The 14,623-nt window shown below is 63.0% G+C and carries 7 protein-coding genes and 3 pseudogenes; 4 read left to right on the plus strand and 6 right to left on the minus strand.

What is annotated here, in order from left to right:
- Positions 1 to 59: 59 nt before the first annotated feature.
- Genes pgaD through pgaA form a run of 4 tightly spaced genes read right to left on the minus strand, consistent with a single transcriptional unit; the run spans position 60 to position 5,859 of the window.
- A complete protein-coding gene (gene pgaD / locus NX05_RS04315; protein WP_039431725.1) occupies positions 60 to 665 on the minus strand; it encodes a poly-beta-1,6-N-acetyl-D-glucosamine biosynthesis protein PgaD in 606 nt (201 codons plus the stop codon).
- On the minus strand, positions 662 to 1,915 hold the full coding sequence (pgaC, locus tag NX05_RS04320) for a poly-beta-1,6-N-acetyl-D-glucosamine synthase (protein WP_010376293.1): 1,254 nt from the start codon (positions 1,913 to 1,915) through the stop codon (positions 662 to 664). Before pgaC ends, pgaD begins: the two co-directional genes overlap by 4 nt.
- Before the next feature lies 1 nt (position 1,916).
- Complete coding sequence (gene pgaB / locus NX05_RS04325) at positions 1,917 to 3,806, minus strand: poly-beta-1,6-N-acetyl-D-glucosamine N-deacetylase PgaB (RefSeq protein WP_039431720.1); 1,890 nt, start codon at positions 3,804 to 3,806, stop codon at positions 1,917 to 1,919.
- A gap of 10 nt (positions 3,807 to 3,816) precedes the next feature.
- Positions 3,817 to 5,859: a poly-beta-1,6 N-acetyl-D-glucosamine export porin PgaA gene (gene pgaA, locus NX05_RS04330; RefSeq protein WP_039431718.1), complete on the minus strand. Its 2,043-nt coding sequence runs from the start codon at positions 5,857 to 5,859 to the stop codon at positions 3,817 to 3,819.
- Positions 5,860 to 6,284: 425 nt separating this feature from the next.
- On the opposite strand from pgaA, the pseudogene NX05_RS04335 reads away from it, so the two are divergent.
- A pseudogene (locus NX05_RS04335) lies at positions 6,285 to 6,782 on the plus strand (TonB-dependent receptor domain-containing protein); the annotation flags it as partial.
- A gap of 325 nt (positions 6,783 to 7,107) precedes the next feature.
- On the opposite strand, the gene NX05_RS04340 reads toward NX05_RS04335, so the two are convergent.
- Entirely contained in the window at positions 7,108 to 8,340 is a 1,233-nt protein-coding gene (locus NX05_RS04340) for a multifunctional CCA addition/repair protein (protein WP_039431715.1), read from the minus strand.
- Positions 8,341 to 8,690: 350 nt separating this feature from the next.
- Positions 8,691 to 10,664: a transglycosylase SLT domain-containing protein gene (locus NX05_RS04345; protein WP_039431712.1), complete on the minus strand. Its 1,974-nt coding sequence runs from the start codon at positions 10,662 to 10,664 to the stop codon at positions 8,691 to 8,693.
- A gap of 256 nt (positions 10,665 to 10,920) precedes the next feature.
- On the opposite strand from NX05_RS04345, the pseudogene NX05_RS25215 reads away from it, so the two are divergent.
- The 3 genes and pseudogenes from NX05_RS25215 to NX05_RS04355 form a co-directional block, all read left to right on the plus strand.
- Positions 10,921 to 11,400: pseudogene (locus NX05_RS25215) on the plus strand (TonB-dependent receptor plug domain-containing protein); the annotation flags it as partial.
- Between the two features lie 539 nt (positions 11,401 to 11,939).
- The gene (locus NX05_RS25220; RefSeq protein WP_338108262.1) at positions 11,940 to 13,799 is read left to right on the plus strand and encodes a TonB-dependent receptor domain-containing protein; all 1,860 of its coding nucleotides are present in this window, start codon (positions 11,940 to 11,942) and stop codon (positions 13,797 to 13,799) included.
- Between the two features lie 351 nt (positions 13,800 to 14,150).
- A pseudogene (locus NX05_RS04355) lies at positions 14,151 to 14,623 on the plus strand (IS5 family transposase); the annotation flags it as partial.

Here is a 14,623-nt window from a genome sequence, read left to right on the forward strand (position 1 = left end):
GAGCGCTCGGCCTGGACAACGGAGAGAGGCATCCCGACTCCGCCCTTTGCACGTTACGGTCAGCTGGGTCTGGACTTCCTTGCTGCGGCGCGTCGCGTGCTGCGGCGCGATGGACTGGTGCGCCACTGAGACGGCAGGGCCGATCCGCTGCCGGTGCGGGGGTCGTGATGCGGTGGCGGGAGCGCCTGCATGGTCATGCCAACCGGTCGTGCATGTTCGTCCATATGCAGGGTCACCGCCTTGGCTGTGGCCAGTTGCTCGGCCAGCGCCTGGCTCGCGCCAAGGGAACGGGCGATCTCGCTGCGCTCCACATTCTTCAAGGCCGTACGGCGCTCTTCACCGCTGAAGCGGAGGCGGTTGTATTCGGCCCATCCGATCAGCAACGCGGGACAGCAGATCAGCAGGCCCGGTAGCGCCACGACCATGAACGGGTCCAGGGATCGATCCTGTCCGTGCGCTTGCGCCCAGGTCAGTCGTCCGTTCAGCAGTTCCCAGAGCGTGGACGCCAGCGGTGCCCACAGCGAGAGATAGATGCCCCAGCCGGCCAGGGTCAGAATGCTCCAGGCGACACGTTTCAGAAGCGACTGCTGATGCGGTTTCCGTATCAGGTGCGAATTGAAGCGCTCCGTTTCAGGCTTGGTCGCGTCCGTGTGTGGGGCTTTCATCGGATTCCCCGGTCTGGGCTGACCCAGATTGCGCGCTTGCCGCGGCGCGTGAGCAGGGTCTTGGGCAAGGCGACCACAGTCGTGCACAGGCTGAGCAACCAGTATGCGATTGGGTACCAGATCACCCAGAAATAGTTGCGGCCGATTCCTTTTTCGTAGCGACGGTCGATGATCAGGCTGCTGGCGAATTGCAACAGGCAGACCAGCACCATGGCCGCCCCGTGCCATTGCGGCAGCAGTCCGTGGATGCTTACCGCTGTCGGCAGCGCAAAGAATTGGCGTGGCGCCCACAAGACCGCGATCAACACGATGCTGTAAGCCCACAGGACGCTCAGGATGTATTCCAGCAGCACGCCCCACATGCGTCGTTTGCGCCAACTGAACAGAGAGCGGCCATGGCGCAGCAGCACCTCCACGCCTCCCTGGGCCCAGCGCAGGCGCTGCCGCCACAAGCCCTTGAGGGTTTCCGGCATCAGGATGAAGCACAGCGCATTGGGCTCGTAGCGGATGTCCCAGTGATCCAGCTGCAAGCGCCAGCTGATGTCGATGTCCTCGGTCATCATATCGTCGGCCCAGTAGCCGATGCGGTGCAGCGCGGTGCGACGGAATCCCGCGATCACGCCCGACACGGTGAAAATACGGCCGTAGACGCGTTGCGCGCGCTTGATCATGCCGATGATCGAGGAGAACTCGGCTACCTGCAGCCGGCCTAGCAGGGTCGAGCGATTGCGGATGCGTGGATTGCCGGTCACCGCGCCCACTCGTGGACTGCTGGACAGGTGCCAGATCATCCAGTGCATGGCGAATTCTTCCAGCATCGCATCGCCATCGATGCAGATCAGGTACTCCGAGCGCGCGGCCAGCGCACCCATGCGCAGCGCGTTGGCCTTGCCCAGATTGCGGTCCAGATGGATCACGCGCAGACGCGGATGCTGCGCCGCCAGTACATCCAGGCGCGCGCCAGTATCGTCGCGGCTGCCATCGTTGATGGCGATCACCTCGAAGTCCGGGTAGCGCTGGGCCAGGGCGCTGCCGATGGTCTCGTCCAGATTGTCCGATTCGTTATGGCAGGGAATCAGCAGGCTGGCGGACGGGTACTGGCCCATTGGTGGTGGGTCGTTGCGTGGCCGCGACTTCCGCTCGCGTCGGAAGAAGTAGTACAGGCCGCCGGAGATCCAGAAGAACGCCATCATGATCGGATAGAAGAAGGCGAACTGGAACAGGCCGTACAGCCATGCGGACGTGTCCATGTCACTTGTCCGGGTAAGGGAAGTTGCGTGCGGACATCGCCGCGCGTGCGTCCTCCGTCGACGGCCTGTTGCCGATGAAGTCATCCGGATACCACGCAAAATGGCGCACGCCCTGCGACTGCAGGCGGTGGATCTGCGCGATCAGGCGCTCGCCGCCGATCGGCGTCTGGGTGTGCCAGTCCACCGTCTGCAGTTCGAACAGGGTGTGTTTCATTTCCGGGTCTTGCGCGCGGACGGCCGCCACCAGAGTGTCCAGCCAGCGTTCCGGGTCGTGGCTGCCTTCCATCCACGGCATGGCCATCAGGGCGGTACGGTCATAGGCCCGGTTGAACAGATCCAGGCGTTGGGCGAACCAGGCGGCGCTCTGCGGTTGCAGAACCGGTTGTGCGTAAAGATTGCGCACCGTGCCCAGCTTCGGCCGCCAGCGTTGCGCGCTGTCGCGCAGTTCCATAGTGAAGTCGATCAGCGCCTGGGTGCGGAGACCGTCGTGGCCTTCCTGCGGTAACTGCGGTAATTCGGTGTCGCGCAGGTAGCCATCGTCATGGAACAAAATGCCTTCCATGTACGAGTTGATGGCCAGGTCTTCGTAGATGTCCTTGATGATCTGCCGCGCCTGCGGGTTGGTGAAATCCAGGCGGTACATGCCGTCGCGTTCGGTACTGTGGATGCGCAGTGCCTCACGTTGCTTCAGGTCGGGCAGTTCATAGCCCAGCACCGGCAGCCAGGCATAGACCTTCACTCCGGCACGGGTCTTCAACTGCCAGGCGACGCGATTGAACAGATCCTCGCGCATCGGCATGTGCCGGTTGGGGAAGTACAGGGCACTGGCGGTGTTGTTACCGTCCGGATCGGCGAAGGCCTGCAGATAGACGTGGGTCGGGCCGATGCGTTTGACCCTGTCGATCAGCGTGTCCAGGTTGCGGGCCTGCTGCGCCGGATCGCTGTCGTAGAGCGAATCGAGATCGATCTGCAACGCGCGGGTTCCATCCAGCGCAGGGTTGCGACGTAGTTCGAACGCCAGTCCTGTCACGGTCGGATTGTTGGTCACCAGCAGGCGCGCCAGGCCATGCAGGTCGTGAGTGACCGGCGTGCTACGGCCTTCCAGATCGAAGGAGACCGGCATGCCGAGTTGCTCGGCGATGTCGTTGCTCATCTGGTTGTAGGCCGCATAGGGCCACACGATTGCCCGTGGACGTACGCCCAGCTCATGCTCGATGCGTTGCACGCTGCGGCTGAGATCCTTGCGCAGGCGCTCGGCGTATTGCCCGACGTCCTCGTAACGTTGTGTCGTGGAGTCGTAGATCCGGGTATTCACCGCCGGGGCCTGGTTACCGTACGGATTGGACTGCACCCCGTGATGCAGGTTGTCGGTATGGCTGGCCACTTCGATCAGGCCGCTGGCCAGCATCTCGCGCAATTGGTCCCAGGTGAGGAAATCGTCGTGGCCGAACGGGCGGTACCCATAGTCGATGGTGCGATCAGGCGCCATGTCCACGTAGTCGGTGATCACCGCCACCAGCGCCGGATAGTGATAGGCGCGCAGTAGCGGATAGACGCGGGTGTACATGCTGCGCAGGCCGTCGTCGAAGGTGAGCAGCACCGCCCGCGGCGGCAGTGTGGCTTTGCCCTGCGAGGCCTTGATCAGTTGCGAGAGCGAAATGGGGTGGTAGTCGTGCGCCGACAGCCAGTCCAGGTGCGCGGCGAAGTTCTGGGTGCTGACTGCAAAGGCATCGGCATCGGCCTTCTCGCGCACATCGTCGCGGATGTCGTGGTAGCTCAGGACCAGCAGGCCATTGTCGACGGCATCCGGGTCGACCGGCGACTTGGCCTGCACGGGCAGGATCGACATCAGCAGACCCAACACAAGTACGCGCATCAGATTGCGAAGCATTATTTCCATCTCACTCTCCCCAGTGCATTGCGGCATCGACGCCGAGATGACGTTCGCGCCGGCCGTCATAGACCGGACGTGACCAACTCGCACCGTATTCAAATGTCCGGCCCTGGCCCAGCTGCCATTCGTGGCGATAGGCCACGCTGGGAATCAGCGAGCTGCCGTACCGCTGCTGCCAGTAGTCTCCCACCGAGACGGTCAGGCGCTGGCGGAAGCCGCGTTCGTAGTGGCGCCATAGCTGCTGGTTGAGGCGCAGACCGAGCTCCATCGAGCGGTCCTGCGAAGGGTTGAAATAGGGCGCATCATCGCGACTGCCGCGGCTGGCGTAGACGCTGCCCAGGCCATCGATGAGCAGGCGTGGCTGGCTCAGTAGCCGCTGCTCTATGGCGCTGCTGATGGTGTCGCGGCGGTTGCCGTCGTCGTAACGGAACTGACTGCCGCCCAGCCGCCAGTGCATGCGTTCGTCCCGGGTGTAGTCCAGGGCCATAGCCACACTGTCGGCGGTGATGCCCGAAATGCGCGCCTGCATGGAGGCTTCGGCATCGTTGCGTGCGGCGGCCATGCGGGCATGCCACTGGTCGTTGAACTGCCAGCCCACACTGGCGCGCAGGCCGGTCTGTCCGATGTTGTCGTCGGGATGCGCCATGGCGGCTTCGGCATCAATGTGACCGAAGCGATAGCGCACGCCGCCACTGAGCCACAAGGGAGCGATGTAGCGGTTCTGAAAGGTGACAGAGCGCCGATCGGCAGAGGCGAACAGACGCCAGCGGTCGTCCAGGATCGGCGAGTCCGCTTCCATGCTGTAGTGCTGGTCGTTATTGCCCAATGGCGCGTTCCCGCCGCCGCTCGAACTGTGGCTGCCTTCGGCGGCGGCCTGTAGTTGCCAGCCACCGTGGGCGCGCCAGTCGCGGTCCATGTGCAGCACGGAAGGCTGGTTGGGATAGCGGGCGAGCAGGCTGTCGTGCAGGGGGCGGGCCAGGTCGTCACGCTGCAATTGGATATAGGATTCGTACATGCCGACGCGTGGCGATACATCGCGCGGGTCCAGCGTGTAGGCCATCTGATGCCGTTCCAGCGCCCGGCGTGGCCAACCACGCATCTGATACACACTGCCCAGTGCGGTCTGCAGGCCGCCGTTGCCGGGGCCGACCGCCAGCAGGCCTTCCAGCGCCCGCTGCGCGGTGGGCAGGTCGCCGCTGTAGGCGTGGATCATGGCCATGTTCAGGTCGGCTTCGTAACGGGCCCAGTTGGCATAGCGGCTCTTGCCGCCGCCCCAGCGCCACGCTGGCTCGTCCTTCTGCCAGGATTGCAGGTAGTCGATTGCTTTTTCCGCCTGTTCGGTCTCCAGGTAGGCGTAGACAAGCTGCGAGCGTGACTGGGAGCGCCCCGGTTCGTTCTTCAGGACGGTTTTCAGCAGTGGGATCGCTTCGGCCGGTTGCCGGGTCGCCATCGTCGAATCGCTCACCGCCGGCAGCACATAGTCGGGGAGGGGATGGCCTTCCCGTTGCAGGGCGTTTGCTTCGTCACGCACTTGGGAATGCCTGCCCAGACGGTTGAGTAGGATCAGGCGATCCATGCGGATGCGCAGGGGTACCTGTGCCGGCGGGCGGGCCTCGCGCTGCACGTACTGCTCCATCTGCGCCAGTGCGTCTTCGGCCTCGGTCAGACGGGTGTCTTCGCTCTCGCCATAGGCCAGACTCCAGTTCACCAGCTTGGCCAGATAGTTCGACTCCAGGTGCGCTTTCTGGTCCTGGTCAAACAGGTCCGGGCGCGCCTTGCACAACTGCCAGGCGAGCCAGGCATTGCCGATGTCGCTCAGCGTCAGCGTCTGCAGCTTGTACAGCAGGGCGTCGTCGGATTGTTCCGATTGGGCTCGCTCGATCGCGGCGAGTGCGTCGATCCAGCGAGCCTGATCGCGGTAACGGCTGATCTCGGCAAGCCGGTCGGCACGCGACGCGCCGAGGCTTGAGTTGGCTGCGTGTCCCCCGGGCGTAACCGTGGCGCATGTCAGGCATACGCAGACAGCGAGGGGGAATTTTCTGACAGTCATGAAGATTCCGAGCGTCGCTATCTTGCGAATTGAAGGACGGGAGAGAAGCAACATATATGCCAGTTGCGACATTCCACTGTTCATCGCGCTTTTCGCCCGGTGTCGCATCGAATACGGCGGTGTTGCGCCATATTTTTGTCGTTCATGGCCTTCGATTCGAACTGGCGATGACCGTGGTGGGGCCTTGTGACCGTTTTCTGTCGCGGGTGGTGATTTCGGGGCGACGCATGCCGGGCATGAGGCGCGTCAGGTTCTGACCTGCTGTGTCATTCGTTGCCGGTTCTGTGGAGAGGCAGGCAACGCAGCATCATTTCGCGGATTGTGCGCAAGGGGGGCGAGCGTAGCGATGCGCGCACCCAGGTCCGGCTTGCAAGTATGGGCAAGCTGTGCGTTTCGCTTCGTCTGCATGCAGGCACCTGGCCGGATATCGCAACGCCACCGGCGGTTTGAGCACGTATCAGACATCGGTGCCCACCAACGCCGGCGATGCCAAGGTGCGCGGTGTCGCGCTCACTCTGCAGCACAATTTCGGCACTGGCTTCGGCGTGGTGGCCAACTACACCTATTCCGATTCCAAGACCGATGGCGACTACAGCCTGCCGTACAACTCGCGCAATGCGTACAACATCAGCCCGTACTACGAGCAAGGCAAGTGGAGCGCGCGGGTGAATCTGGGCTGGCGTTCCGAATACTTCACCGAGATCGGCCGGCTCAACGGGCAGCAGATGACCGATGCGTTTACGCAAGTGGATGCATCATTCGGTTACCAGGCCACCGAGCGCTTGCGGGTTGCGCTGGAAGCCACCAACCTGCTGGATGAAACCTACTTCAGCTACTTCAGCTACATCGGCAACAAGAACCAGCCGTACTACATCTACAAGAACGGTCGCTCTTTCATGCTGAGTCTGAATTTCAAGCTGTGATGAATGCTCGGGCGGCTGCGTGAGTGCAGCCGCCCTTTATTCAAAGTAGCAAATAAACCACCGCGTAGCCGACAGGCAGGTGCGGTCGTTCCAGCAAACGGCAGGTGGCACTCGTGCACGGCGGCACGACTACGCCGCCTGCACGCAGCTGGCAACGTATCGCTACGTTTTGCCGGCCGCACTTAATCGCGGACATGCCACGCCAGCCAAGATTCCTGATTTCGATCGGAGTGATTTCTCACCAGCGCAGCTTGCTGGAATAACGGTGTTCTTGGCGCTCTCGCATCAACGTCGTGTCACTGCATCGGATGCGCAATGCATCTGGCTATGTGCCGGTCTTTCGCGCTGCCGCAATTGCCGCGACACGTGCCTTCGTCAGCGCCTCGCCGATCTGTGGCCCTTGCAATCCCTCGGCTGCCAGATCACGCGCATTGATCGCCAGCGCGGCGGCGTGCAGTCGTTTGAGTTCTTCGCCTTGCGGGTACGCTGCCTCTTCACTGCCAAGGCGTCCACGTTTGTCGGCTTCGCACACCAATGCCAGCTGCGCGATACGCTCCGGCCGGCGGAACGCATCGCAGCGCACCAGCAACTCGTGCACGGTGCGGTCGCGTAGCTCGGGCAGGCGATGCACATTCAAGTGTTCACGGCAGGCGATGACGGCAAGTTGCCGATGGTCCTGAGGCACCTTGAGCCGCTCGCACAGCGCCTGCAATGGCGCGACGCCGCGTTGCTCATGCATGACATGGCGCGGCCATTCCTCTGGCGGCGTGAGTGCCTTGCCCAGGTCATGAGTCAGTGCGGCAAAGCCCACCAACGCATCCCCAGGCGCGATGCGCGCCGCCATGTCGCTGACCATTTCCTGGTGAATGCCGGTGTCCACTTCCGGATGGAATTCAGCGCGCTGCGGTACGCCGTACAGCGCATCGATTTCCGGCAGGATGACGCGCAGTGCAGCGGTGTCGTGCAGCGTGCGCAGCAACGCCGACGGCTGTGCGCAGGTCAATGCGCGCCGCAGCTCCTGCCAGACACGCTCCGGCACCAAACTATCCAATTCGCCGCTGGCAGCCATTTCCCGCATTAGCGCTGCAGTTTCCGGCGCGATGGTGAAGCCCAGCGGCGCGAGCCGTGCCATGAAGCGCGCTGCACGCAACACGCGCACGGGATCTTCGACAAACGCCGGGCCGACATGCCGCAATACGCGCGCCTGCAGATCGCGTATACCGTTGTACGGGTCGAACAACTCGCCCGTGTCTTCGTCACGCGCGATCGCGTTGATGGTGAAATCGCGGCGCAGCAGATCCTCTTCCAGCGTCACCGACGGATCGGCATCCACCACAAATCCACGATATCCGCGGCCGGACTTGCGCTCTGTGCGTGCCAGTGCGTACTCCTCGCCGCTGCGCGGGTGCAGAAACACCGGGAAATCCTTACCGACCGGTTTGAATCCCTGCGCTTCCATCTGCGCCTGATCGGCACCGACCACCACCCAGTCGCGGTCGCCAGCGGGCTGACCAAGCAATGCATCGCGGACTGCGCCGCCAACGAGATAGATCTTCATCAGCACATGATGCCCGATGCGGCATCCATACCGCGTAAGGTCCGGCGACGGTGGGTGGGCGAAGACCGGATGAATTGGTCGGTGTGCCTGTTTGCAGTCAGGGCATAACGGACAGTGTTGGTGTAGCTGCATGTCCTATGAGCCTGCCAAGTCAAGCAGAGCAACCGAAGAGATTTTAAGAAAACTGCCAACTCACTTTCTGGTGCGGTGTGCTTGCCGATTGCCGGACCGATGGCGGCATGCATGCCGCCATCGAGCCTACGGGGATGGATTTACGGCGTGTCCCGCGAGCGGCAAGGGCATCGCGCACTCGATCAAATCCAGCGGCCGTGCACGTTGCCTGACGTGGCTCAATCCTGCGCCGCATTATTCGCAGCCTGGCCGGGAGTGCACACCGGCTTGAGGCGCTTGTCCACCAGCTTACCCATCAGTCGGTCGCTCAGCGGCAGCATGTCGCCGTTGAGGCGCCAGTCGTAGATCACGCTGAAGGCCAACACGCGCGCGACATATTCGCGAGCTTCCTTGTAGCTGATGGTTTCGATCCAGAAATCCGGATCGAAATTTGGGCGTTGCGACTGCCAGCGCCCGGTGGGTCCGGGACCTGCGTTGTAGGCGGCGATGGTGAGATAGGGTAGCCCGTAGGTGTTGAGCAACTGGCGCAGATACGCCGTGCCAATGGCGATGTTGGTGTCTGGCTCGTACAGGCTGGTAGCGCCGGCATAGCCGGGCAGGGCGATGCCCTTGGCGACGGCCGCGCCGGTACCAGGCAACACCTGCATCAGGCCCATTGCGTTGGCCGGTGAGCGCGCGCGCGGATTGAAAATGCTTTCGGCACGAATCTCTCCGGCCAGCCAGGCCGGGTCGATTGCGTTCTTGGCGGCTTCGCGGCGAATGGTGTCGTCGTGGTGCAGTGGGAAGCGCAGCGAATAGAGACGTTGTTCGTCCGGCTGCTTGCCGAGCGCGAACACCGCGCGGTCGAACCAACCGTTGTCACTGGCCACTTCCACTGCCAGACGGCGTTGGGTGTCGTCGAAGCGGGTGGCGGCATCGTTCCACTCGGCCACGGCCCAGCCGGGACGGTCGATCTGGAACAAGGCAATTGCACGGATCAAGGCCGGGTCGCGTGCAACGGCCGCTTTCGCTTGCGGGCTGTCGTTGGGCTCCCACGGGCACAACCGGTACGGCTGCTGCAGGCGGTCGGCAGCCAGGAAGCCGTAGAAGGTCGGCGATTGCGCAGCGGCGCGGTACAGCGGCTGTGCGGCCGCGGCAGCGCCGGTCTTTTCGGCGAGGCGCGCTTCGAAATACTGCCAACGCGAATCGCTGCGCTGACTTGCCGGCATCTTGCGAATCGCAGCCAACGCTGCTGGCCAGTCGCCGCGCGACATCGCCTCGCGTGCGCGCCATTCGTGCAGGCGCTCGTCGTAGGACCCATCTGGCACGGCGTTGAGCCGACGTGCCGAATCCGGCAGATACGAGGCGACGGTCCACAACGCGATCTGATACAGCACCTGCCCGCGCTGCGCCTCACTGAAACCCAGCGCACTGGCGAGCTGCGGCAACTGCTGTTCGGCAGCATCCGGATCGCTCTTGGCCAGCTTGGCCAGACCATCGACCGCGATGCGGCGGCTGCGTTCGGTCTTCGGCCAGCTCAGTGCACGCGGGTGCACCTTGTCCAGAAACGCAGCGTAATCGGTGGCCAGCGCCAGATCGGTGGCGGGCAGGCCGCGAGCAGCCGTGCGCATGACCGCAGGCAGCTGCGCATCGGCAGCAGCCTCCACCCGCTCCCAGCGCAGCGCGGGAGTGAGGTCGCCACGCGATTCCAGCCCGGCAACCACCGCGTCGCAGGCATCGGGCAGCGCCTTGCCGTTGCGCCACAGCGTCAGCGCATCGCGGCTCCACTGCGCATCGGCCTTGCCAGTGGCCAGGCGCGCGGTCAGCTGTGCACAGCGCAGGCCGAGGTTGTCGGTGGACTTCCAATAGGCCAGCAGTGTGTTCCAGTCCTGCCGACGCGCCACTGCCGGCAACCAGGTGCTGCGGAAGCTCTCGGCCACCGGTTGGCCGGCATAGCGCTGTAGAAACCCCTGCGCCTGCGCATTGGAGACGGTGTCGATGTTGCGCTTGAGCGTCGCAAATTCCAGCCATTCATACAGCGGGTGGCGGCTCAATGCAGCGAGCTGAACGGCATCGCTCTGGCCGCGCTCTGCGGCCGCGATGGCATCGCGCATGGCAGTCAGTTGCGGGTCGAGCGTTTGCGCACGCAGCGCAGTGCTGCCAAAGCACAGCAGGCAGATGAAAACAGTGGCAAGGCGGGGGGCGTAAGTCATGGTGCAATGATAGCGAAGCACGCCTGAGCCCCCGAGTGAATACGCATCGCGGGCCTGATGGCGACGCTGCACTCGTTTACATGCGCGGTAAGTCAAACACGCACGTGCATGCAGAGGGCACGCCGTGGTCACTATTGCGACACGAGCGCGCTGCTGCATCGCTAGTTGCAGCACGTTAATGTTTCGTTTAAGAATTGGCGCGGACCGCCGGCACGGGGGCGTGCGGACACTCGAAATCCTTCTGGAGAGAGAAAGGATGAAGCGTCTGATTGGCCCTTATCGGTCATGCTTGGCTGTGCAGTTGTCATTGTGTCTGATTCCCGCACTCGCCTGGGCGCAACCGCCTGAGGCCGCACCGAGCACGCGCACGCTCGACAGCGTGCAGGTCACCGGCACGCGCATCAAAACCGCCGAATTGCAGGGCCAGGTACCGATCCAGACGCTCAACCGCGCCGATATCGAACGCACCGGCCTGACCTCCATCGGCGAAGTGCTGCAGGAGCTCACCGCGTCCGGTTCGGCGCTCAACGCCAAATTCAATTCGTCCGGCAACTTCGGTTTTCCACCCGATGGCGGCGGTGTGGGCGCCGGCTCGGCGCAGGTGGATCTGCGCCATCTCGGTTCCAAGCGCGTGCTGGTCTTGGTCGATGGCATTCGCTGGGTCAATGAATCCTCCGCGTCCGGTGTGGGTTCGTCGACCGATCTCAGCACCATTCCGCTGGCGATCGTGGAGCGCATCGAAGTGCTCGAAGACGGCGCTTCGTCGTTGTACGGCTCCGATGCGATTGCCGGTGTGGTCAACATCATCACCCGTCGCAGCTTCGACGGTGCGCAAGTCACGCTCAACTACGGGCAATACGGCAAGGGCGATGGCGCCAATCAGGGCATGGATCTGGCCTGGGGCAAAAGTGGAGAGAATTTCAGCCTGTTTTTGGGCGCAAGCTATGTCAAACAGGATCCGATCTATGCGCGCGATCGTGCGCAGGCCCGCTTCCCGATTCCTGGTACCGGGCTGACCTTCGCCAGCTCGGCAACGCCGGATGGCCGCTTCCAGTTCGTCGATCCCAACACCGGCGTGCGCCAGAACCTCACGCCCAATGCCGGGGTGGGCACACCGCAATACGATGGCAGCGGCGGTTGCACGCGCAGCGACGACTATCACTGCTTCGGCACCGCAGACCGCTACAACTTCGCCGAGCAGAATCTGTTGCTGACACCGTCCGAGCGCAAGGGCGTGTTCGCGCAGTTCCGCTACTATTTCAATGACGACGTGCAGTGGTACGTCAAGGCGTTGGGCAACCGGCGCGAATCGACCAACCAGGCCGCACCGGAGCCCATCTTCCTCGGGCCCGATGCCGGCACCGGCAACCCGCTGGCCGACAACATCGTGATCTCCGCGCTCAACCCGTTCAACCCGTTCGGATTCGATCTGGATTCGGCCACCAATCTGATCCAGATCGGTCGCAGGCCGGTGGAAGGCGGGCCGCGGCGTTACGAGCAACAGGTCGATACGCAGTATTTCGGCACCGGCCTGGTCGGCACGTTCGAAGGCGCAGGGCGAACCTGGTTCTGGGACGTCAACGGCATGTACAGCAAGAACAAGGCCGAGCAGACCAACTACGGCAGCTACCACCTCTACAACATCAACCTGGCGCTCGGCGACCCGGCTGGCTGCGCGGCCGTGGCCGGCTGCGTGCCGTTGGATATTTTCAGCGGCGCCGGCAGCATCACGCCGGAGATGTTGCGCTGGATCCAGCCGGTGGTGCGCGACCGCAGCCAGAACGAATTGAGCCTGTTTACCGCCAACCTCAGCAGCGAGTTTTCCAGTTGCCGGGCGGTGCGGTGTCGTTTGCCAGCGGGTACGAATACCGCAAGTACGAAGGTTCTTATCAACCCGATCCGCTCACCGTGGCCGGGCGTTACAACGGCGTGCCATCGTTGCCCACCTCGGGCAGCTACGACGTTAACGAGGCGTATCTCGAGCTCAATATTCCGATCTTTGCCAACGCGTCATTGGGCGACAAGCTGGATTTGAATATTGCCGGGCGCTATTCGGACTATTCGACATTCGGCGGCGAGTTCACGCCGAAGTATGGTCTGCGTTGGCAGGTCACCGATGAGTTGGTGTTGCGCACCAGTTATGCAGAAGGGTTCCGTGCGCCGACCATCGGCGAGTTGTTCGGTTCGGCGGCGCGTGCGGACTTGCAGCTGTCGGATCCCTGCTCGATCGGTCTGGGCGGCACCGCGCCGCGTGGCAGTGCGGCCAACTGTGCGGCGCTCGGCGTGCCTGCTGGCTATCAGCAGGCCAATCAGCAGATCTCGGTTACCACGGGCGGTAACGAGCAACTGGATCCGGAGCGTTCGCGCAGTTTCAGTGCGGGTTTGGTCTTCAGCCCTGGCTTTGCAAGCAATGCCAGTTGGTCCGATCGCCTCGATCTGGAGGTGACGTTCTATCGCCATCATGTGGATGGTGCGATCCAGGCGATCAATGCGCAGACCCAGCTGGATCTGTGCGTGGATACGCTGGATAGCTTGTACTGCAATGGCATCGGGCGGGCATCCACCGGTGGCATCAATGCCTTCAACAATCGGCTGACCAATCTGGGCTCGATCAAGACCGACGGTTGGGACGTGGATCTGTTCTGGACCCTGCCGGAAACCGCGTTCGGGCGCTTCAAGCTGTCGTGGCAGAACACTTTGGTGGGCCGTTACGAGGCGCTAGGCGCAGCAGGTCAGCGGCAGCCGCAAGGGCCGGGTATCGAGGTGGTCGACAGCGCAATTCCGGAATGGACCAGCAACGCGGTCCTGGATTGGTCGCTGGGCAACTGGACGGCATCGTGGACCGCGCGGCACATCTCCAAGCTCACCGAGCAATGCGGCGACGCGGCGGAGTTTGTGGTGTGTTCTGATCCGTCGGTGGGCACCAACCGGTTGGATGCGATTACCTATCACGATGCGCAAGTGGGCTATCGCGTCGATTGGCTCAAAGGTCTGCAACTCACTGCCGGCTTGAACAACGTGTTCGATAACGATCCGCCGATTTGCCTGTCGTGCTCTCTCAATGGCTACGACGCATCCACCTACGACATCCCCGGTGGACGGTTCTGGTATGCGCGTGTGGATTTGAAGTTCTAGCCCAATAGCGCTTACATAGCGGACAGATGCGATGAATTGGGCAAAGGGCATTGGCGCTGCGACTTTACGGCGAGGCCCTTGCCCGCCCACCACCGCAGGACACGCCGCAAGTACGTCCTTTAGGCTCCTTGGCGGCATCCATGCCGCCAAGGGTCCCGCGACGGTGAGCGGGCAAGGACCAGTGGAGATAGTCGGTGTTTATGCGGCAAGCACTGCATTACGTGCTTCTGACTCGCTAGCACGCATGTCGTTCTGTGATACGAACCATTATCCCCTGAGAGACGCTAAGGAAGGTCTGATCAACGCACCACAGATACGCGACACTACCCGCCTCATGTTGAGGATTCATCCATGCAACTGACGTTCGGTGATGCTGAGGGCCTGGGCAAGCGCAAGCAGACCCGGCGGGAGATCTTCCTGGCCGAGATGGTGCAGGTCGTTCCGTGGCAGCAACTGCTCGGGCTGATCGCGCCGCACTATCCGGTGTCGGGGGCGGCCAGGGCGGCAGCCATACGCCCTGGCGACGATGTTGCGGATTCATCTGCTGCAGCAGTGGTATGCGTTGAGCGATCCGGCGATGGAAGAAGCGCTGCACGAGATTCCGACCTTACGGCGATTTGCCCAGCTCGGCGGGTTGGACGACATTCCCGACGCGACCACGATTCTCAACTTTCGGCGCCTGCTGGAGACCCATGGCCTTGCCGCGCGGATGCTGGAAGCGGTCAACGCGCATCTGGCGCGCAAGGGCCAGAGCCTGCGGTCGGGCACGATCGTCGATGCGACGCTGATCGCTGCACCCAGTTCGACCAAGAACGCCGATCACG

This window comes from Xanthomonas vasicola, assembly GCF_000772705.2.
Lineage (GTDB): Bacteria > Pseudomonadota > Gammaproteobacteria > Xanthomonadales > Xanthomonadaceae > Xanthomonas > Xanthomonas vasicola.